Source organism: Reticulibacter mediterranei, from assembly GCF_016587455.1.
Genome location: NZ_BNJK01000002.1, coordinates 1,419,373 through 1,440,319, shown reverse-complemented (window position 1 = coordinate 1,440,319; position 20,947 = coordinate 1,419,373). Strand labels below are relative to the sequence as shown.

The 20,947-nt window shown below is 52.5% G+C and carries 21 protein-coding genes; 15 read left to right on the top strand and 6 right to left on the bottom strand.

The genetic code is table 11. The features are described 5' to 3' along the window. Positions 1–128: 128 nt before the first annotated feature. On the bottom strand, positions 129–512 hold the full coding sequence (locus K3T83_RS44800; protein WP_220209635.1) for a VOC family protein: 384 nt from the start codon (positions 510–512) through the stop codon (positions 129–131). A gap of 81 nt (positions 513–593) precedes the next feature. On the opposite strand from K3T83_RS44800, the gene K3T83_RS44795 reads away from it, so the two are divergent. The 3 genes from K3T83_RS44795 to K3T83_RS44785 all read left to right on the top strand — a co-directional run bounded on the left by K3T83_RS44795 (position 594) and on the right by K3T83_RS44785 (position 3,060). Next, a complete protein-coding gene (locus K3T83_RS44795; RefSeq protein WP_220209634.1) occupies positions 594–980 on the top strand; it encodes a hypothetical protein in 387 nt (128 codons plus the stop codon). Positions 981–1,175: 195 nt separating this feature from the next. Continuing rightward, complete coding sequence (locus K3T83_RS44790) at positions 1,176–2,033, top strand: helix-turn-helix domain-containing protein (RefSeq protein WP_220209633.1); 858 nt, start codon at positions 1,176–1,178, stop codon at positions 2,031–2,033. 199 nt (positions 2,034–2,232) lie between these two features. Next, complete coding sequence (locus K3T83_RS44785; RefSeq protein WP_220209632.1) at positions 2,233–3,060, top strand: SDR family oxidoreductase; 828 nt, start codon at positions 2,233–2,235, stop codon at positions 3,058–3,060. Positions 3,061–3,253: 193 nt separating this feature from the next. Here the strand turns inward: K3T83_RS44785 and K3T83_RS44780 are convergent, their stop codons facing one another. Together K3T83_RS44780 and K3T83_RS44775 are read right to left on the bottom strand one after the other, a co-directional pair. Continuing rightward, a complete protein-coding gene (locus tag K3T83_RS44780) occupies positions 3,254–5,053 on the bottom strand; it encodes a S53 family peptidase (RefSeq protein WP_220209631.1) in 1,800 nt (599 codons plus the stop codon). Between the two features lie 392 nt (positions 5,054–5,445). Continuing rightward, the gene (locus K3T83_RS44775) at positions 5,446–6,543 is read right to left on the bottom strand and encodes a peptidoglycan-binding domain-containing protein (protein ID WP_220209630.1); all 1,098 of its coding nucleotides are present in this window, start codon (positions 6,541–6,543) and stop codon (positions 5,446–5,448) included. 369 nt (positions 6,544–6,912) lie between these two features. On the opposite strand from K3T83_RS44775, the gene K3T83_RS44770 reads away from it, so the two are divergent. After that, positions 6,913–7,113 carry a DUF6585 family protein gene (locus K3T83_RS44770; RefSeq protein ID WP_220209629.1) on the top strand — a complete coding sequence of 67 codons (201 nt, stop codon included), beginning with the start codon at positions 6,913–6,915 and terminating at the stop codon, positions 7,111–7,113. A gap of 58 nt (positions 7,114–7,171) precedes the next feature. Here the strand turns inward: K3T83_RS44770 and K3T83_RS44765 are convergent, their stop codons facing one another. Continuing rightward, entirely contained in the window at positions 7,172–8,020 is an 849-nt protein-coding gene (locus K3T83_RS44765; protein ID WP_220209628.1) for a helix-turn-helix transcriptional regulator, read from the bottom strand. Between the two features lie 195 nt (positions 8,021–8,215). Here K3T83_RS44765 and K3T83_RS44760 point away from each other — a divergent pair, with 195 nt between their 5' ends. Both K3T83_RS44760 and K3T83_RS44755 read left to right on the top strand, forming a co-directional pair. Then, a complete protein-coding gene (locus K3T83_RS44760) occupies positions 8,216–9,163 on the top strand; it encodes an LLM class F420-dependent oxidoreductase (RefSeq protein ID WP_220209627.1) in 948 nt (315 codons plus the stop codon). A gap of 245 nt (positions 9,164–9,408) precedes the next feature. Continuing rightward, positions 9,409–10,224, top strand: a complete 816-nt coding sequence (locus tag K3T83_RS44755) for a G1 family glutamic endopeptidase (protein WP_220209626.1) — start codon at positions 9,409–9,411, stop codon at positions 10,222–10,224. A 15-nt stretch (positions 10,225–10,239) separates the two neighbouring features. Here the strand turns inward: K3T83_RS44755 and K3T83_RS44750 are convergent, their stop codons facing one another. Beyond that, positions 10,240–10,872 (bottom strand): TetR/AcrR family transcriptional regulator, encoded by a 633-nt coding sequence (locus K3T83_RS44750; protein WP_220209625.1) that lies wholly within the window; start codon positions 10,870–10,872, stop codon positions 10,240–10,242. 141 nt (positions 10,873–11,013) lie between these two features. On the opposite strand from K3T83_RS44750, the gene K3T83_RS44745 reads away from it, so the two are divergent. The 4 genes from K3T83_RS44745 (at position 11,014) to K3T83_RS44735 (ending at position 13,454) form a co-directional block, all read left to right on the top strand. Beyond that, positions 11,014–11,523, top strand: coding sequence for a pyridoxamine 5'-phosphate oxidase family protein (locus K3T83_RS44745; RefSeq protein ID WP_220209624.1), 510 nt, complete (start codon positions 11,014–11,016; stop codon positions 11,521–11,523). 254 nt (positions 11,524–11,777) lie between these two features. After that, positions 11,778–12,602, top strand: a complete 825-nt coding sequence (locus K3T83_RS44740) for a thaumatin family protein (RefSeq protein WP_220209623.1) — start codon at positions 11,778–11,780, stop codon at positions 12,600–12,602. A gap of 11 nt (positions 12,603–12,613) precedes the next feature. After that, a complete protein-coding gene (locus K3T83_RS57475; RefSeq protein ID WP_268963575.1) occupies positions 12,614–12,742 on the top strand; it encodes a hypothetical protein in 129 nt (42 codons plus the stop codon). Between the two features lie 196 nt (positions 12,743–12,938). Beyond that, the gene (locus K3T83_RS44735) at positions 12,939–13,454 is read left to right on the top strand and encodes an AAA family ATPase (RefSeq protein WP_220209622.1); all 516 of its coding nucleotides are present in this window, start codon (positions 12,939–12,941) and stop codon (positions 13,452–13,454) included. Between the two features lie 327 nt (positions 13,455–13,781). Here the strand turns inward: K3T83_RS44735 and K3T83_RS44730 are convergent, their stop codons facing one another. Continuing rightward, positions 13,782–14,264, bottom strand: coding sequence for a MarR family winged helix-turn-helix transcriptional regulator (locus K3T83_RS44730; protein WP_220209621.1), 483 nt, complete (start codon positions 14,262–14,264; stop codon positions 13,782–13,784). Between the two features lie 148 nt (positions 14,265–14,412). On the opposite strand from K3T83_RS44730, the gene K3T83_RS44725 reads away from it, so the two are divergent. The 5 genes from K3T83_RS44725 (at position 14,413) to K3T83_RS44705 (ending at position 20,912) form a co-directional block, all read left to right on the top strand. After that, on the top strand, positions 14,413–15,618 hold the full coding sequence (locus K3T83_RS44725) for an FAD-dependent oxidoreductase (RefSeq protein ID WP_220209620.1): 1,206 nt from the start codon (positions 14,413–14,415) through the stop codon (positions 15,616–15,618). Between the two features lie 498 nt (positions 15,619–16,116). After that, the gene (locus K3T83_RS44720) at positions 16,117–17,475 is read left to right on the top strand and encodes an FAD-binding oxidoreductase (protein WP_220209619.1); all 1,359 of its coding nucleotides are present in this window, start codon (positions 16,117–16,119) and stop codon (positions 17,473–17,475) included. Positions 17,476–17,584: 109 nt separating this feature from the next. After that, complete coding sequence (locus K3T83_RS44715; RefSeq protein WP_220209618.1) at positions 17,585–18,361, top strand: PIG-L deacetylase family protein; 777 nt, start codon at positions 17,585–17,587, stop codon at positions 18,359–18,361. A 51-nt stretch (positions 18,362–18,412) separates the two neighbouring features. After that, the gene (locus K3T83_RS44710) at positions 18,413–19,594 is read left to right on the top strand and encodes a beta-galactosidase (RefSeq protein ID WP_220209617.1); all 1,182 of its coding nucleotides are present in this window, start codon (positions 18,413–18,415) and stop codon (positions 19,592–19,594) included. A 190-nt stretch (positions 19,595–19,784) separates the two neighbouring features. Continuing rightward, positions 19,785–20,912, top strand: coding sequence for an AI-2E family transporter (locus K3T83_RS44705; RefSeq protein ID WP_220209616.1), 1,128 nt, complete (start codon positions 19,785–19,787; stop codon positions 20,910–20,912). Positions 20,913–20,947 lie beyond the last annotated feature (35 nt).

Genomic DNA, 20,947 nt, shown 5'->3' with positions numbered 1-20,947 from the left:
AATAACAGACTGGACAATGTATGGCTCAAACCTACAAAATAGCCCATGTGCCTGATAAGCCATTCTGTAAAGCAGAGGTAAAGGACGTAACTCGATAGAATGGTATCTGACATCTCACTTTACCCGTATTAAGCCTGCTGAAGCACTGCCAGGATATTGCCTGCCGGATCGTGAAACCAGGCGATATCCGGCCCTATGTGATTGGCAAGGCCGCGCCTGATCCCTTTCTCGTCCTGGGCCATCCCGGCGTAGCGTTCAAAGCTGACACCCCGGCTCTGGAGTTCGGCGACGGCCTCATCAATGTTCTCTACCACAAAGCCGAGCGTCGTGTAAGTAGCTGGCTGGTGATTGTCCTTGGGATAGGCGAGCATAGTACCACCGCCCGGCAGGTGCAAAGTAAGCCACACGCCTTCTTCGTCCACCTGTAATCCGAGGATGTCTCTGTAAAATGCGCTGGCTTGGGCCAAGTCGTTGACTGAAAAACTGCTCAAAGCTGAGGTTGGTTGAAACATCGTCCTTCTCCTTGTCTCTTTCACTTTGTACGCTAATAATCACGGCACGAATAATCATACCATTAACAAGTTCCATTTTGAGTGTCAAACCACACAATGCAGGGCTTTCCAGTTCTCCGCTCAAAGGGGTGCAGGGGTCTCCCTGCCGGGGCCTGGGGCGTCCCCAGTTTCCTTCCCTCCTTCGCGCGCCGCCTGCGGCGGCGCGCAAAAGAGAAGAAAAAAGGTTTTTGCGGGGACACCCCGCACCCCAGCAAAGGGCTGCCGCCCTCTGCACTCCTGCTAGATGGGAGAATTGGAAAGCCCTGCCACACAATGCGAGCGAAAAATGAGGCGCTCCATGTGGTAAATGACTTGAAATGTGATCACTTTTTGCCCCTGGGATGGAAAAGCTTTTTCGCCGGAGTTGAGCGAGATGCCCCTACCGTGAAAGAGGCGCTGCACCTGCCCTGGAGGAAGGCCAGTTTCTGAGGGCAACGTCAACATCTGGAGGACGTTCAAAAGGCAGAGGAAAACAGCAAGATTTTCCTAGACAGCCTTCCTACAAGAAGCTATCTTGGGAGCAGGACGGAAGCGCAACAAGAGCCGTGCTGGCACTATCCATGAGCACTGGCGTTTCTTCATCCAGGACGTTCTTGTCTCAGGAAAGAAGGGAGGAAAACGTTCATGAGACCTCTCGAAACGAGAGCCGGGCGTGAGGAGGTCAAAGGCGGCGTTACGGTGTGGCGACCGTGGCAACTCAAGCCGCTCGAACTCTGCCAGGCAGTTGCTGTCTCAGACCCCTCTCGCCAGCAATGGAGACAGGAGTATCTGATCACCTCTGTGCAGTCAGGGACAGCGGACTTCCAGTATCGCAATACGCGTATCAGTGGTTCCCTCATCAATGGGACGCTCTTCGTGGTCGAGCCAGGAGAACCCTGGACCCGCCAGTTCAACGACATCACCTTCTATTGTCTCCATATTGATCCTGCCTGGCTGCAACAGTTCGCCACCGAACTGCTCCATTGGGAGAGGAGCTTGCCGCATTTTTCCAGCCAGACCTTCTTTGATCCGTCTTTGAGTCGGGCCGTGCATGACCTGGCTGCCAGGTCGCAGGCTCCGGCTTCTCGTTTGCAACAGGAGGAGACGCTGTTGTCCCTGGTTGCTCCGTTGCTGCTTTCCCATGCCGAAGATGCTCGCACACTGTCTCAGCCGGGCAGGGAACACCCTGCCATCAAGCACACGGAGGACTATCTGCAAGCGCACTATGCCCAGGAGGTGTCGCTGCAAGAACTGGCTCGTATGGTTCACATGAGCCCCTTTCATCTGGCTCGTGTCTTCCGCCAGGTCGTTGGCTTGCCTCCCCATGCCTATCAAACCCAACTTCGCCTTGCGCGTGCCAGAAAGCTGCTGGCACAAGGCTTCGACGTGAGCTATGTGGCCTTGGAAATGGGCTTTTGTGATCAATCGCACTTCGCACAGCAGTTTAAACGCCACTACCAGCTAACCCCAGGAAGCTACCGCAAAACCGCAAGATTTTTCTAGTCGGCCTGCCTTGAGACCGCTATTATGGAGCAAGACACATGCCTTGCTGCTGGAGTGGAGGCCGAGCCAGCCATCAAAGGTCGATCACCAACACTGAAGAAAGCGTTCGATCGCCTTCCAACTCTGCTGTGACGGCATCCGATCCTGAGTGTCTTTTTTGCCTGTTCAACAAAGAATTTTTCGCTAAAGGAGTGATATCATGTCTGTTGAAACTTCTCCCGTTGTTCTGATCACCGGCGCCTCAAGTGGTATCGGCCAGGCCGCTGCACATCTGTTCGTCGAACGTGGCTGGCACGTCGCTGCCACCATGCGGAACCCGTCCGATGGCACGGCGCAGGCCGAACATCAGCGGGTCTTGGTGCTGCCGCTCGACGTGACCGATCCCGCTTCAGTCGAGGCGGCGATCGCAGCAACGTTGGAGCATTTCAGCCGGATCGATGTGGTCGTCAACAATGCTGGCTATGGTCTGTTCGGTCCTTTCGAAACAGCGACCGACGAGCAGATCCGCCGTCAGTTCGCCACCAATGTCGATGGCATCTTTACCGTGACCCGCGCGGTCCTGCCAGCAATGCGGCGTCAGGGCAGCGGCATGATCATCAATGTCGCCTCGATTGGCGGCCTGATAACCCTTCCCTTTTTCTCCCTCTATCATGCAACCAAATTTGCGGTGGTCGGCTTCACCGAGTCCCTGTCCTTCGAACTCGCGCCGCGCGGCATCCGCGCCAAGGTTATCGCGCCAAGTGAGGTGGACACAAATTTCTCCGGTCGATCGCTCGTGCGTACGTTCGTGGAGGGTGAGCATGCCTATAGTGACACTCTGTCCAAGATCATGGCAGCGATGAATGCGCGGCGCGGCAATTATTCCAGCGCCGCGTTGGTCGCCGAGACCATTTTCACGGCGGCGACCGATGGCACCGACAGGGTCATGTATGTTGCCGGTTCGGACGCCGAACAGGCTTTCACGCTGCTCCACAGCTTGTCAGAGGCGGAAAGATTGGAAATGATACGGCAACTGTCCGGCCTGTAAGAGAGGAGGGACAACAATCTTTTCCACGATGCTTCTCATCTATGCAAGATGAGGTACGTCGCATGCCGGGCAAAAGTCGCATCACTGCACAGTGACCACATTTCAAGTCATTTACCACCTTGCATACCATTCAAGAGCCTCTCACGTTCTTCCATACGTTGATGCCCGTGAGAGGCCATCTGCCTCAAGCGCACTATTGAGCGTTATAGAGGACGTTGAAGAAGTCCATCAGATTAGGCGTACCCAGACCTGATGTGTAATTCCAACCAGGTGCAGCGTCGTAGTAGAGATTATTGCCACTGGTCACATTGTAGAAAGGCTGCAAATTGCCCGGGTGATTGGCCGCATAGTAGAAGATGGTAGGCCCATAGAAGTATATATGCTTTTTGAGCATGAGTCCTTCATTAGCCAGCGCCAGGCCCGCTGCCCAGATAGGAGCTGCGGCACTGGTACCATATGCCGTGATCCATTGACCCTGGTAATAGAGCGGCAAATTCGTTGCCGCTGCCGCAATGTCAGGCACCTGACGCTTCCCGGTTGAATACTTATTCGCGACCCCTGGCCCTTGCTGGAACGCGGGCCGCGCAAAAAATCCGCTCAGGCCGCCACCACTCCCCCATTTGTTCTGACACTGCGAGAGATTGGAGAGATCCTGCTGCCAGACTACCTCATTCGCCCTCGTATTATTATTACTCAACGTTATGCGCGTTCCGCCAACCGCAGCCGACCAGGGATCACTGGCCGGGAATGAAGTATCCGGCGTCCCTTTGTAGATTCCAGAGGCATAGGCTCCACAGTCCCCGCTTGCCACGAAAACCGTCATATGCTCAGCTTTAGTGAGGATTTGCAGGTTCTGATCTACAGCTAACAGAGTATCTTGCGAAAGATCGTCCTCTGCTCCTCCCAGGCTAATGCTCAGGGTGCTGCCCGGATGAGGAATATTCTGGTTATCATCGACAATCTGTTGCAGCGCGTTGTTGAAGGCAGTCCACCAATTAGACCCACTGCCATTGAGCAGTGCCGGGTCCATTTGATAATCGATGAGATGAACGTTGGGGGCCAGGCCAGCCAGCATCTCAATATCAATCAGCGCTTCTATCCCGACCGGGGGAGCGCTACTACCCAGATTCACGTAGTCTAATTTGGCGTGAGAGCCAGTACAGGCGAAGTAGTTACTCAGGTCGCTCGTGGAAAAGCCATCCATCTCAATGAGGTTGACCGTCATGTTCTCGCCATGCCAGCCTGATGCCCAGAGACGATCATAGCCGTAAGCATGAGCCAGCCTGTCCGGGGCGGCGACAGACGGGTAGAAATTGACGCAACCTGCATCGCTCTGATGGTGTGTCAGCCCACCGGTCAACGGCTGGGTAGCCAGAGCAGCTTTGTGTGTGGGTGGAGCGCTATAGTTATCGAGTCCAGTGACGGCCAGGATATAGCCAGCAATCGAGGCCGGGACTTTGGGCATCTGTTTGGGATCGGGGGTAAAGAAGGTGCGGCCATTGAGCCGATGTATCACAAATCTGGTTTGCAACAGATGGGCCACGCTGCTGGCTTTGGCGTCAAAGGTCAGATTGGTACGCGTTTTATTGGGCGTGATCTTGATATTGTTGCTGTCAAAATATTCCTGAATCGTCTTCAGGTTCTCATCGCTGATTCCCAACTTTTTGGCAAGATCGGGAGTGCTGCCCGTGCTGCTGGATTGCCCATTGCTCTCGCCAAGCTGATTGAGCGTCGCCTGATCTACTTTCAATGTGACATTGACGTGCAACATCTGATCGTCCGAGACTATGCCAGTGATCGGCGCACTGAGCGCCTTCTGCGGCAGACCCAGGTTCAGCGTCGTAAATTGCATAGGGGCAGTCGTCGGAGTGGGAGCTGGCGTGGCGTTGGCGAGGAGATCGCAGCCGCTGAGCACCACCAACGCAAAAAGCCCATTTACAAGTGCGACCCATAGATTTTTGCGTATGGATCTATTCCGGGATCGAACGTACAAATTCCTACCTCCATGATATGAAATGAAGAGACTATGATCGAGGGAAACGAAAAACTTATCATTGGTGCATCCGGCAAATGTTCTGAAGAGAAATTCTCCCCACCCGTAGCGACAAGGGGAGGTGTGGAGGGTTGCGGGGGCCTTGCGCTTGTCGCCCTCGCTACATCGTTTGCCTGGTTCCGGTTGCCACGTGACCCAACAGCGACAAGCGCAAGGCCCCCACCAAGACCCCACACCTCCCCTTGTCGCTACGGGTATTCCCAAACATCCTTTGTGCCCAGAGCCATTTCCCCTTCAATTGCCGGAAGCACCAATCATCAACGAATGAAGGTTGACAGAGTATTGCGCGTTTCTCCTGCATATGCTGATGTTAGTGACAACAGGTGAAATACCTAGTGTTTATTGTAATCAGCACATATTGTGTACATATCGGAGGAATTTCCCTTAGTATCATTGTAGCCGTTTTCACAGAGTTGTTCTGCTTGCGGAGATGGCGCTGAACAATTCACCTGTTTATCAGATGGGAGGCTATACGGCCCGTTTTGTCCAGCCAGGCAATAATTGTAAGCCTCTGTTGATATAGCGGAAGTAGAAGTAGAAGAGCTGGCCGGGTTCGAATCGCAGGCAACTACCTGGCCGTTGTTATAGACCTCCGTGCCCACTTTACAGGTATAACATGTGCCATGAATCAGTGTTTGCCCTGCTGAACAAGATGCACTTCCACTGCTTCCATTGTTGTTGCTAGTAGTACTCTTATTGCTAATAGTACTGCCATTACTCGAACTGCTGCCATAATGATCCACTCCATTGCTACTGTAGCCAAGGGCTTTCCAGGTTTGTGGGCCGACCCTGCCATCAGCTCCTATTTTTGCGGATCTTTGAAATGACTCAACAGCATTCGTGGTATTGGGGCCAAATTGCCCATCAGCCCCGCTTGAGCCGACCGAATATCCTTTGCTGATGAGAATATTTTGCAGAATCTTCGTTGTAGCGCTATCGCTGGTTCCCTCGGAGATATTGGGATAGCTGGTGCCGGTGCGAGGGACGGTGCTGCCGGTGCTGATAGTACTGTTGCTGGTGGTACTGCTTTTTGGGTCGGAGCCACAGGCTACCCCCAGCAAGCTCCCCCAGGTCTGGGGACCAACTTTACCGTCAACTCCCAGACCATGTTGGGATTGATAATCCATCACAGCCAATCTCGTCTCGGGTCCGAACCCGCCACCAAAGGCTTCGTTGCTTGTTGCCTGGAATTTGTAGGGATTGCCGTTCTTCAGATCTCCCTTGTCATAATGACTCTTCAATGCTGAATGCAATTCATTCACTTCGACGGTATTGGTCGCACCCTCCTGAATCTGTGGTGGGCAATTCACGGTGTCGGCATGGGCGAAGTTAACAGGGATGATGACAATAGCAGCTCCTGTAATGATGAACAGGCCAACCATGACGAGAAAGATCTTCCAATAGAGGAATTTGACAAAGTGGTTTATCATACTTATACTCCTTACGCCTGCGCGGTTTTCCCTCTATTTTCACCTGAGAACAGGTCCACACTATTTATTGAGAGTTGATCCCGCGCCAGTGAGTATAGCTGACGAGTTTGCGACGAACAACACATTTTCTTTCTTCATAGCGGCAAATCTAGTTTGTTGGACGAAATTGTCCCTCTTTTTCTCTCTAAAGGCGACCGTGAAACGTCTCATGTTCAGCGGGCAAAACTTCGCCCTTCCTTTTTTAAAGAAGTGTTTCGGGTGGGACATGCTTTGAATGAAGAAGGAAATGGCCCTGTTATGCGCCAAAAACTGAACCGGACAAAATCTGTCATGCATCTGTCCTTGCCCACGTGCTGAGCACCCTCTACAATGGAAACCCAAAGTGAAATAAGCACCAGCAAGGATCGGTTGCCGTGGGACCAGGTGAAGAGCTGCACAATAGCCAATGGGCGGGTAGTCGTCGAGAAGCAGGGCCAACAGGTTCGCTGGGCCGACATCGCCGCCGATGAATTCACGAATCTCCCGCTCCTCGATCGCCTGACAAAGCAAATTCTGGTGAGCAGACAATAGAAGAACACTTCCAAACTGAAGCGATCAAAATTGAAGCATTTCCGACTGAGGACGATCTTCATGCCTCCAGGTGTCCACTTTCCTCAGTTGTCCAAAAGCGTTGCAGTTTTGCACGGGTCTGTGCATCTGGAATGTGGGCTGTGACCCTGATATCTGGGTCGCTGAACAGGTGCAAGGTGAGATGCCTGAACTCCAGATGACCCAGCACCGGGTGCTCGATGATTTTCTCGCTGTCTACCAAATTGCTTGTATCGTGATGGGGCCACCAGCGAGAAAATTCGGGGCTGGCCTGTTTCAGATCCTCAATCAGGTCCTCGAACCATGCATCTCCAGGATAGCGAGCACAGGCGGTACGGAATTCTGCTAAGAGGCCTCGTGCCATCTGTTCCCAGTGAGTGAAGCGCTCTCGCGTCGTCGGATTCGCAAAGAAGTGCCAGATGACATTGCGTGCGTAGGGAGGGGATGCCTCTGAAATGGTGAAGACGACATCGGCAGCTTTGTTCCACGCCAGATAGTCCCACCGCCGTCCGATGACACACGCGGGGGTCGGGTTGAGGTCATCGAGCATCTGTTGCAGCTGCGGACTGACGCACTCCTCCGGCGGGAGGGCAGGCGACGGCAGAGGTTGCCCTGCGAGCAGAAACAGATGCCGCCGTTCATTCGTTGTGAGTCTGAGTGCTTGCGCCAGGCTTTCCAGCACCTGGGCCGAAGGATGCACATCGCGCCCCTGCTCCAACCAGACATACCAGGAGGTGCCAATATTGGCAAGTTGCGCGACTTCCTCGCGGCGCAGCCCCGGCGTGCGACGGCGGAGACCAGGTGGCAATCCTACCTCAGTCGGAGAAAGGTGTGCCCGCCGCTTGCGTAAAAAATCGGCGAGAGCCTGAAGACGTTCTTTCTTGTGCATCTGAGCTTCTCCCTTCACATCGTGGTGGTCGCAGACCTATGATCATGAAACACTGGTTCTAGTATCAGAGACACACTATACTCAAGAGGAGCATCCGCGTCAAGACGGCATCTGCGTCTGGTGGCGTGAAGATGGCTCAAGTCCTGGAAGAACATGCTTCTTTTTCTAGAGTTCACAGAAGTGAGGGAATTACTCATGTCTCTGCAATTTGGTGTGTCCCTGCCACAAGGCGGGATGATGGAACTGGCAAGCATCAAAGACTCGGTGGAGGCCTACGAAGCAATGACGCGTGTGGCTCAGACCGCCGATGAGGTCGGTTTCACCACTGTTTGGCTGAGCGATCAGTTCCATACCTTTCCGCAGCCGGTGCAGGAGATGACGTTCGAGTGCTGGGCGACCATCTCGGCGCTGGCACGAGATACCAGGCGTGTGCGTCTTGGTTCGCTAATCACATGCCCTACGTATCGGAACCCGGCGCTGCTGGCGAAGATGGCGAGTACGGTCGATGTACTCTCACATGGGCGGCTCACTTTGGGCATCGGTGCTGGTGGGTGGAACGAGCGTCAGGATCGTGCCTATGGCTATCACGCTTTCGATGCTCCTACTCGTCTGCGCCAGCTCCACGAAGCCATCCAGATCATGCTCAGTATGTGGACGCAGGACGAGGCAGTCTTTGAAGGCGAACATTATCATGTACGTGGTGCTATCAATTCGCCTAAAGGCGTGCAAACACCCCATATTCCTCTGCTGATCGCTGGTGGTGGCGAGCAAGTGACGCTCAAACTGGTCGCGCAATATGGCGATGCCTGCCATATCGGGGGCGATGTGGCGAGGATTCAGCACAAACTTGCTATTCTCAAGCAGCACTGCGAAGCCATCGGACGTGATTACGAAAGCATCCATCGCACCGCATCGGCCTTCTGTTCCATTGGAGAAACCCATGAACAGGCCATGGCGAAAATCCCAGAGGCTTTTTTGGGGTTCCTCAGACAGGTGGGCACCACCACGCTGATCGGCAGTCCCGCTACCATTGGCGAGGGTCTGGCCGCATTGGAGGCCGCCGGTGTCCAGGAGGTACTTCTCTTATTCCCCGATGTCCTACAACTGGACCCGCTGCGCATTTTCGCGAAAGCGTTCATCTGACGCCTCGCACATCTCTGGTAAACAGCCTGGAATTCCACAAGGTTTAGAAACATTTGTCCTCGTGTCCATGATGCGGGGCAAATGCTTCTCTTTCTGTAATTTACCCATCTTGTGCTCACCTGATAGGACTGGGCGGAAATTATCTTGCACTTTCCAGCTTTTTCAGCTACTCTATAGCTAGGAAAAAGCGTTGGCCTGTTATCATGCCCTGTATCATTACTCATCAAGGAAGAGAGTAAAGTCATATGTCACCACCTACTTTTCTACGATGGCGAACTCTGATCGCAGGTCTCATCTCCCTGTTGATGACTATTGTAGTGATTTTTACTCCTGGTGCCTCCTCATCAGCTCTTACTCTACAGAACGGCACGAATAGCGCTGCCGCGACGGACACGTCGAGCAACTGGTCAGGTTATATCGCAACGGGCGGGAACTTTACTTCCGTCACTGGTACATGGATCGTGCCACAACCGACCGCCAGCGATGTTAGCACGGCTGATGCTGCATGGGTGGGCATTGGTGGCGTCAAGAGCAATGACCTGCTTCAAAGTGGCACCGAGGATATGGTTGATCGCAACGGGCAAGTAACGTTTTTGGCCTTTTTTGAAATGCTCCCCAATGCCGCCCGGCCGCTTCCTGTCACCATCCAGGGTGGTGATTCGGTCACGGCCTCCGTGACCGAAATTGCTCCCGAACAATGGCAAATCATCTTCAAAAACAACTCAAGCGGACAGTCCTATGCAAGAACTGTGCAGTATCATTCTTCCCTCTCATCGGCAGAATGGATAGAAGAGGTGCCGAGTACAGGCCAGCAGTTGCTCTCCCTCGCTCAATTTGGTTCTGTCTCCTTTAGCGCGGGATCAGCGTTCCAGAATGGCAATCAGCAGACTATCGCCCAGAGCAACGCACAACCGGTGATCATGGTAGATACGCAGCGTCAGCCCCTTGCCACCCCATCCGACCTGGCAGCTGATGGGGCCAGCTTCACGGTGACACGCTCGAATGTGCCGTCCAGCCCATCGCAACCGGTGAGAAGACGACATAGAGGCTGGAGATACTAGTGGGTCAGCTAGCAATTAGCTCGATTTTACCCCTGCAAGAATGAGATCAACGACCCGTTCGGGCAACATTTCATCAACCGGTTCATTGACCACAAAGAAGCGCATGTACAGGATGCCACTGAGCATTTCTAAGAGGAATTGGCAATCTACCTGTGGCGATAATTCCCCACGGGTGATGGCACGATCAAAGAGAATCTGAAGGTGAGCACATCGATCTTGCCAGTGCTCCTGCCGCAAAGCACAGAGTTCGGGCACGTGAAGCGTCGCAACTGCCGTTTGGAAAAGAGCCTGTCCTACCCTCGATTGCAGAAAGAGCCGGAGAGACTGCAACACAGCGACAAGATCAGAGCGCAGTACTCCTGTGTCAGGAGCAGGAATCTCCTGTGCTACCCGCTGATTGACCGCGTCGAGGATCAGTTGCTCTTTCGTTTTCCAACGACGGTAGAGGGAAGTTTCGTGGACACCGGCACGCTCGGCAATGCAGGCGATGCTGAGCCCTTCATATCCCCTTTCCCCTAAAAGCTGGAAGGTTGCTTCAAACACAGCATCTTGCACGCGAGCACTCCGACCACCTGGTCGGCGGCGCACCGCATCTCTCCCCTTGTCTGTCGATATGGCTCCTGGCACGTTCGGGCGAAGTGTTTTCATATCACCAGTATACCCTGTGTCGCCTGATAACGCAAGAACTCTTGCATTACGAAAGCGTTTCGGCTATACTTAATGCAGTCTTCCCTGCGTTTAGGGAAGGGCATTTGTTGACTTCAGAGAAAGAAACGAAAGGAACAATCTATGTCTTCTCACTCTTCTGATCCCTCTACCCCCGACCGCGGACGCCTCCCTCATCATCGCGAGGTCTCTTTTCAGTCTCCCGATCCCTCAACTCCTCCTGGGGAGAAGATCCTGCGCCGCCTGCGCGAGGAACTGTTTATGTGGCTCATCACCGTTGATGCGACCGGGACGCCGCACACCCTCCCGGTCGCATTTCTCTGGGATGAGGCGCAATCCAGCTTTCTGATCTACAGCGCAGATGAGGAAGATCGCGACCGACTGATACAGATCCAGCAGAATCCAAAAGTTGGCTTGCATTTTAACCTCGACCTGAGCGGTGCCGACTCCTTTATCCTGACTGGTGAGGCGAAGGTGAGCCTGGACGATCCTTCGTTTGATCAGGTTCCCGCCTGGGTGGAAAAATACCAGGCGTTTTTCTCACAGATGGGGGGATTAACCATCCAGCAAGCGGCAGCCGTTGCCCCGGTGGCTTTGCGCGTCCGTCCTCTGACCATGATTGCCCGCTTCTAGAACACGGAGGAACAATGAGTCCTGGATATCCGTCCTGCCTTTTCCAGGACTCGAGTGCCAGGCGCATCAGCCTGGATTTCTGGATACTTGTTGTCAGACGCATCAATCTTCCCTCTTTCTGACACATCTTCTCACTGCAAAGACTCTATACTCTCATTGGGACTTTTCAAGAGAGTTGTCTTTCGAGGGAATCCAGTCAACTATCCAGGAGAAACAAATTGAAGCACAGATCACCCCTCATGAGAAGCTTTATTTTGATCATCACGCTTCTCATTAGTATGGGAACACTCCTCACATTTGGAGAAGTGCATGCAGCACCGGTTCAAGTCACAGGGAATCAAAGCCGGTCATCAGCATCCTTTGCCGCTAGCAGCACGCAACGAATAGTTACCCTCACGAATGCCACCCAACATACCGTCTGGGCGGTCTCTACGGGCAACCCAGGCTATACACCACCCGACGCAGGCGAATGGAAGCTTGCCCGCGGGCAAACTATCACCCTCACCTATCCTTCTATATGGAATGGGCGTATATGGGCGAGAACAGGATGCTCATTCGATGATGTAAGCGGTCAGGGAAGCTGCGAGACCGGCGATTGTGGGAATGGTATCACCTGTCCCAACGTTGCCAACGATATTCCGGCGACCCTGGCAGAATTCAACATGCAAGGAACCGGAATCGACTACTATGATGTCAGCCTGGTGGATGCCTTTAATCTGCCTATGACGATCAATGTGGTCTCGGGGCAGATGGGAGCACCTGCCAACGTCGGTTGTTTGACCGCAGCATGCGCCACCGATATGAACTCGGCGAGCGTCTGTCCAGACATTTTACAGATCAAAGGCGCAGAAGGAATTGTCGGATGTAATAGCGCCTGCAACGTCCTGCATCAGGATCAATATTGTTGCGCGAACGCCCATGCGACCGCTGCCACCTGTGATCCGAATACCTGGCCCGTCAATTATGCGGCCATCTTTAAACAGGCGGTCCCCTATGCCTATAGTTATCCTTTCGATGATGGAACCAGTGTTTTTACCTGTGTCAACGATTGTAGTTATCAGATCATCTTTGGTGGGTAAAGGAAGGCGTTGTGGGCTTAGATGTGAAGCCGCCTGGTCGTAAAGGGCCGCGCAAAGTCACGCTCAAGGTACGCCTCTGCAATTTCCGCAACCCGGTTCGCGCAGCAACTCTATTGCCTTTGTTTGGCGCGACTGGATAACAAGAAAAGGTGCAAGGCCCTTTTGAAGGGGTCTTGCTCCACCAAATGGGAGATAACGTCCGCACGTGAGCAGGTTTTGGCCCTCCGACCTCGCGCACTTGCCCTCCCCTATGAGCGACTTTCACACGCGTTTCCTGGAAAAACCGCTCCCCCTCAGGTATACTGTTCTTCAAACGTATCAAGAAAAGGACAAACAATGGGGAAGAGAAATTATCTGATCGAGGGAGTCTCCGGCACGGGCAAAACGTCGGTCTGCACAGAATTACAGCGTCGTGGCTACCAGGCCATTCATGGTGACCGGGAATTGAGGTATCAAGGCGATCTGGAAACGGGTACGCCAACGGATATTTTCACGTCTGATCGCTACAAGTCCCCCCTTTGGGATATAGAGAAAGTACAAGCTTTCATCGCTAACAAGGATGAGGCGGTCACCTTTTTCTGCGGTGGGTCGAGGAATTTTTCCCAATTCCTCGAGTTATTAGATGGCGTGTTTATTCTTGAGGTCGACCTTGACACCTGTCTCCGGCGGATTGATGAGCGAGTGGCACTGGACCCAACTGACTGGGGCGGAAAACCAGAGGAACGGGAAATCATTGCGCGCTTGCATCAAACGAAAGAAGACATACCCAGCAGCGGCATCGTAATAGATGCAACACCGCCGCTTGTCAGCGTCGTGGACGAAATCCTTCGCCATGTCCAAGCTTCGGCTTGATAAGGCTTTGACCTCAACGCTTTGTGCTCATAAGGGAGGGCAAGTGCGCGAGGTCGGATTCAAGCACTCAAAACCCTAAGATGGCACAAATTCGGTGTTCATCATTCACCCAGCTACGTGTAGTGATTCATAAAGCAAATTCGTCAAGGCAATACTAGAAAGCTATCATCTGCACCAGACCCGCTTCAATCGCATAGGCAGTCTATAAAAGATGCATCACCATGAGCGTGATCTTCACCACCTTGCGGACGACTCGCCTGACGTTTCTGTCAGGCCGTGTGCCTTGCCGACCGGGTTGAGCGATCAAATCGCCAAATAGTGTCGCATTTAGCGCTCCTCTTGTTTCCCCCACTGCGCAGCCATGAACTCCTGGGTGCGTTGAGCAGATCGGATCAGGAAATCCGCGATGGTCGCCAGTTGCTCGTCGCTATAGATGTCCAGCATCTCGTGAAACGCTTCCTGCACGGAAGAAAACATCTGATCCAGTTCTGCAAGTCGTTCCTGGTTAGGCTCGACAATGACCCGACGCCGGTCATGGGAATCGCGCACCCGGCGTACCATCCCTTTGCTCTCCAGCCGGTCCAGCAGGCCAGTGACGGAAGGGGTGGTCAAACCAGTGTGGGCCGCAATTTCCCCGGCTGTCAGGGGACCGCGCTTTCCCAACAACGCAAGCGTCTTTTCTTCGGTGGCTCCGAGTCCAACGCGCTCGGCCATTCTGGTGTGGAAAAATACTGCCATCGTACTGCTTTCACGGCTGGCCTGCCGCACTATCTCAATCAGACGCTCCCGAGGCTCAGGATGGCTTGACATGGGCGCTCTCCTCAGATATACTTAGTTTAAACTAATATCTAGCCATTCCTAGATATTAGTTTCATCTAGTTTATTCTATCACAAGATAGGAGGAACTGGCATATGTGCATGCCAGTTTCCGTCTGATAGCATACCAAGGAGGCAGAACATGGGAACATCCAAGAAGAAGAAAGCGCTCATCATCGGAGGCGGCGTGGCAGGTCCGGCAGCAGCCCTGGCCCTCCAGCGCGTCGGGATCGAGGCAACCGTTTTTGAAGCAGAGGATCAGCTCACTCGCTATCGCGGCTCGTTTCTCGTTGTAGCCAGGAATGGCGTCAATGCGTTGCGCACACTTGATGCCTTTGAGCCAGCTCTGGCGCGTGGCTTCTGGGTGGCGCGTATGGAGCTGAGCAGTGGATCGGGCAGGCGTCTGGGTGAACTGGGCATCAATTCTGGCGGGTTGGCTATTGAACGGGGTGAACTGACCGCTGCCCTGCGTGATGAAGCCATCCGGCGCGGAATCGCCTTTCAGACGGGCAAGCGGCTCCTGGACGCGCAGAGCACCCCACAGGGAGTCACGGTGCAGTTTGCAGATGGCACAGAGATCAGCTCCGACCTGCTCATCGGTGCCGATGGCATTCACTCCCATGTGCGCACCCTCATTGACCCGCAGGCACCGGCTCCCCAGTTTACCGGTCTGGTTGGCATGGGCGGCCTCGCCCGGCTGGTCCGTCCGCTACCAGTTCCACCCCCTCCAGAGACATTCCAGTTCGCTTTTGGTCGGCGCGCCTTCTTCGGCTGGATTCCCGCTCCTTCAGGAGAGATCTACTGGTTCACCAACATGCCCCAGATCAGGGAACCCGAGCGACAGAAACTTTCCACTATCTCACGGGAGGAATGGCGGCAACAGTTGCTCTCCCTCTTCGCTGATGATGCCATCCCCGCGTGTGATCTGATCAGCCAGACATCCCCAGAGGATGGCTTCCAGCCAACTATTCTGCATATTCTACGGCACGTCCCGCTCTGGCATCGCCATACCCTGGTATTGGTCGGCGATGCGGTGCATGGGACCACGACGAGTTCGGGTCAGGGTGCCTCCCTCGCGCTGGAAGATAGTCTGGTGCTGGCCAGATGCCTGCGCGATGCCTCTGATGTGCAGCAAGCCTTTACCGCATATGAACACCTCCGTCGTCCCCGCGTCGAACGGGTCGCCAGAATGGGCAGAAGAGGGACGCAAGCCAAGATGGTAGGACCACTACTGCGCCGTTTGCAAGATCTGATCATGCCGATTGCTCTCAAGCTCTTTCTCCACCCAGAAAAAGAGAGCTGGCTCTACGACTATCAGATCGATTTCAATGAGCCGCTCCCAATTTGATAGAGTCAGCAAAGCGGCGGCGTCTCCTCTGCCACCTGGATCAACCGGCTCCTTTTGCGCGATACTTGCATCATAACGCTTCTTTCTCTTGTGTATCTGCAAAATGTTTTTCATACCAACTGTAGTATAGTACCTGGAAGTGACGGGAAGATGAACATGCTCACTTTTTTTTGTCACTGTTCTGTCATCTTGCTTGTTTCTGGAAGTCTACAGTAGTGCAAACGAAAACTCTTGTGGTCTCTAAAGCGGAAGATAAAATGAGGCATTTATGACAAATCTATGACAAAACAGGGTGACAGAATTCATGAGCTGGTCATCTTTTGTCTCTATATTGTGTTCATTCCTGCAAATTACAAGTAAGTGAATAGAGAGAAAAAGGTAGTTGAATGCCAGGCAACAGGCATTTTCAGAAAAATGCGAATGAATAGAATAGATGCAAAAAATGAAGCTAATGATACGGTTCTGATGTGGAAGCAGGCTTCCTTCATGAGCTGGAGTATGACGAAACAGTTCCCCTGTTATGCCTGCAAGGTGAGGGATGTCGCTGAAATCATGGAGGTACTCACTATTGCACGCATGTATGGCCTCTCAGTAATTGCACATGGCGCAGGACATAGCTATACAGATGCGGCTCTGAATACAGATGGAGTGATCATCGACGTAACAAATATGAGACGCATCCTTTCCTGGAACCCTGAGCAAGGGATCATGCAGGTTGAACCGGGAGTAACCTTGCGCGATCTCGTTCGTGTTGCCATGCCAGATGGCTGGTGGCCGCCTGTTACTCCATCTACGGCCGATGTTACTATTGGTGGCTGTGTTGCTATGAATGTACATGGAAAAAATGCCTGGAAAAATGGTTCTTTCGGGGAGCACTTGCTATCTCTTACGGTATTGCTTGCGAACGGGCAGATGCTCACGCTTTCACCCATAAGCCATCCTGAACTCTTCCACGCTTTTGTCGGAAGTGCCGGTTTATTAGGCATTATCATCTCGGTGACGCTCCAACTCCAACGTATTCCTTCGGAACACGTCAATGTTCGCGTACAACCAGCTGCTTCGTTGAGCGAGATCTTGAGGATATTGCACGAAGAACAATGCGCAGATTACCTGGAAGCCTGGGTGGATGCCTTCGCCAGCGGGCGATCTCTGGGTCGTGGGATCGTCACTTCGACCGCCTTCTGTGATGAAAGGAATGACACTGGCTTGCGGCTTCCGACTCCCCACATACCCGAACACTTTCAGGAGGGGTTGACTCGCTACATCGGTACTACCTGCCGACCGTTCCTGAAGAGTGGGGCGCGCATCGCCAACCAGGGAATGTATTGGTGGAGCAAATGGCGAGGAAGCGAGCATATTGGGCACCAATCACTATTTCGCTCTCTCTTTTATCCACCTGCCATCTTTACCGGTTATCGTGCTCTCCTGCCGCAGGGGACGGAAACATTTCAGGTTTTTGTCCCCTTCAGCCAGGCAGAGCCGCTTTTCCATGAAATTCTGCACCGTTCGCAGGACCACCATTTCATCCCGCTCTGGTGCGTCATAAAACAGCATTCCCAGGACCCATTCCTTCTAAGCTATCAGGTTGACGGCTTCTCATTGGAGGTCAATTATCAGGTCGTCCCACAGACTGTACAACAACTGCGCACAATGCTCCTGAAATTGATGGACCTTGTGATCGCAGTTGGAGGAAGATTCTATCTTGCAAAAGATTCTCTGCTCACCGATATTCTCTATCGAAGGAGTGTTGGCGATACTGCTGTTGAAACATTTCTCCACCTCAAGCAGATGTATGATCCTGAAATGCTATTTCAATCGGATCTATTTCGTCGTGTGTTCCAAATATCCCTCCAGTAAAAGAGAGATGTGCTATATATAGAGAGAAAGGAAATACTTTTGCTGCTACAGATCAGCACTCATCCACATCAGGTGATCCCTACCGCGAGAGTATAGGAGAATAACGATAGTGCTCCTTCTGATTTTTCTCCTTTTGATCCCTCTCTTCTGGCTAGCAGGATTTCTTCTGGCGACAGATTTTTCTGTCCCATCAAGCAAGTTGCGACCGTTTCACCGTATTCTCGTGATTTTCCCTCATGCCGATGATGAGGTTATCAGTTGCGGAGGATTCCTCCATCATGTTGCGAGAAGTGGGTGTGCAGTCACATTGGCATTTCTGACACGAGGCGAAAGAGGAACGCCCGATGCCACACTCAGCCCTGGTCTTAAAGCTATTCGCGAGAGAGAGGCTCGGACAGCATCAACGATACTTGGGATCTCCACGTTGCTTCAGCAAGACTTTGGAGACGCAATGTTGCACGAGAAAAGACAGGAACTGACAGCGTTCCTTGACACACTGATCCAACAGGAGCGACCAGATCTTCTCATCACCTATGATCTTGCCGGATTCTACGGGCATCCAGATCATATCACCTGTTCGGAGATCATCACTGAACTGCAAAAAAGTAGGTTTCGAGCGATTCCGCTGTGGTATGTGACCTTTCCTCAAAAGGTGCTGGCAAGAGTACGACTTCCTGAACATCTGGTCACTGATCTGTATGCTCCAGAAAAGAGAGCCTTACCCACCCATAAAATCTTTATAGGGAGTAGCGTGTTTCCAAAAATCAGAGCGTGGTCCACCTATAAGAGCCAGCGCTTCTCGTTTACGAAAGGCATCGGAAAGTTTCTTCCTCTCCGTTTTTTCCTTTCCATGATGCTTTTTGAGTACTTTGCTGAAGCACGTTAGTTCAGAGTTGTTTCTTGAGTGTCGTGCATTGATTAAAGGAAAAGATACCCAATGGAGAGAACAGAACACCCTTCGCGGAAGGCATTGCAAACCGCCGTTTTCGGTGTCGGGGCCGCCAGTTTGCTTGCGTTCCCGTTCGCAATAGAGGTTCGGCTCAAGCGAGCGACCCAACCCCTGACAGATGCATGGCGGAATCTGTCCATCGAACCTCGCCGTTCTACGCTACTTGGCATCAGCTTTCGCCCGCCACACCTGACCGCGCTTGGATTAGACGCACGCACCGCTCTGCATACATTGCTTGCCTACCCGTTTCAGCTCATTCGTTTAGGAGCTTACTGGAATCACATCGAGCCGGAACCAGGAGTATTTCATATTGATGAGCTTGATTGGCAGATCGATGCTGCTGAGCGAGCAGGCAAACAGATCATACTGTGTGTCGGGCCGCTAAAAACCTTTAGCTATCCTGAGTTCTTTGTGCCTGCACATCATCTGAAACACCCCTTTCCAGAGCATACACGCGTTGCGCCGTCTGCTTATCCTTCACTTCTGGTGGCTGCGACGGAGTTCATCACTCGCCTTGTGGAGCGATATAAGCAGCGGAAAAGCGTGGTTGCCTGGCAACTGGAACATGAAGCTGTTGATCCTCTTGGCGTAGAACACAGTTGGCGTTTGGATGTCGCTTTTGTCGAGAAAGAGATGGAAGCCCTCAGAAAAGCCGATCCCGGCAGGCCAATACTCATGAACGGCTTTCTGCCGACCTCTTTGCCAGTGCGTATTTCGCAATGGTGGCACACACATGATCAGGGAGACTCACTGGCGGTAGCGCAACGCCTGGCAGATATAGTTGGGATTGACTATTATCCGCGCCACGCCTTGTTGAAGGTTGGAAACAGAACCCTGTATCTGGATGGAAGCAAGAGTTCCTGGCTGCAACAGAAACAGAAGCAACTGTTCGCATCAACCCACACGAAGCGACAACAACTGATGATTACTGAGGGGCAGGCGGAACCCTGGGAGACAGTGACAACTCCGCCCAATCCATCCAGGCAAGGCATGTATAGTTGTTTACCGGAACAGGTCATCGCCAATTACAATACCTGCATGCGTTGGTCCCGACCAGAAGCTCCCCTGTATGCGTATCTCTTCTGGGGTGCTGAGTATTGGCTGCTGCGCGAACAATGTGCTGACTCAAGCTATCTCCAGGCATTTGCGCGTATTCTTGAACAGGCCTGACTCGTTCCAGCCCACCGGCATCAAATATCATTTGAGTGGCTTTCTTTTAGAGTGATTTTCTCCTACTCAAAGAAGGCACATCCAACATTACTCTTTTGAGCGATGTCTTTCCTTTTGTTTCTGAGATACACTAGCAGTAGAACTCGAACTGAGCATGAATGGCATCTCAATGCTCCAGGGAAGATACGACATGACTAGAAGAAACGAGCAACCAACTATGACCCCTCACAGCAATGTATGGCAAAGGCGTTTCTTCATAGTGCTGACTCTATTGGGATGGATTGCGCTCTTTGCCGTCATACTCTGGATCATCAGCAAAATTATTACGCCGATTATTCTTATCGGGTTCTCTGCACTCCTGGCTTACCTTATTTTTCCTCTGGTGCGCTTCTTTCAACGTCACATGACGCGCATTCTGGCGATTCTCTTGAGTCTGCTGGTGGTGTTGGCGGTGGTTGGCTTGATCCTCTATTTCGTTGTTGTGGCAGCTATCCAGCAGTTTGGGCTGCTGATCGGTATCATTCAGGATTTCGTCTTGCATCCAGAGAACCACGCTCTCTTCCGGTCCGGTCTTGAAAAACTGGAACGGCTGGGTATTTCACAGAATCAAATTCATATCTCGGGCCAGCAAGTTATAGGATATCTCCAGCAAACTATTAACGGAGTATTCCCTCTCATCAGTGGCGTCTTCGTTACGATGATCTCTTTGTTGTTGGTTGCAACTGTTGCGGTTTATTTTATTGTTGATGGACCCCGTGTGATCAACTGGTGGCGCTATAAAACGCCCCTGAAGTATCGTGGATTTATCAACATGTTCCTGAATGAATTAGACCACTCTCTGGGTGATTTTATACGGGGCGAGGTGTTGCTTGCCACGATTATGTCCATCATTGTTGGACTTGGGGCATTTATCATTGGTGTGCCCTATGTCTTCCTCCTGGCGCTAATTGTGTTTGTCTGCGAGTTTATTCCGCAGATCGGTTCCTATATCTCAGGAGCAATTGGCATTGGTTTTGCTCTTACCCATAGCTGGGAGACCGCGCTAATTTATGGGATCTTTGTCACTATAATGCAGGGAGGGCTGGAGGGACAGATTCTGGCTCCTCGTATCCTTGGTGGTGCAGTTGGTTTACATCCAATCCTCTCCGTTTTTGCCCTGCTGGTTGGCACCACCTTATTCGGTTTGTTAGGGGCACTCTTCGCCGCACCCGCCGCAGGTATTCTGCAAACATTTATCCGGTCTTTCTGGGATGTCTGGCGCGAGCGACACCCTGATCAATTTCCAGTAGAAGAGCAAAAGCAGAAACCTGAAAGTTGACAAGCTCGGCAGTTGAAGCGAGCGTAGCAGATAGA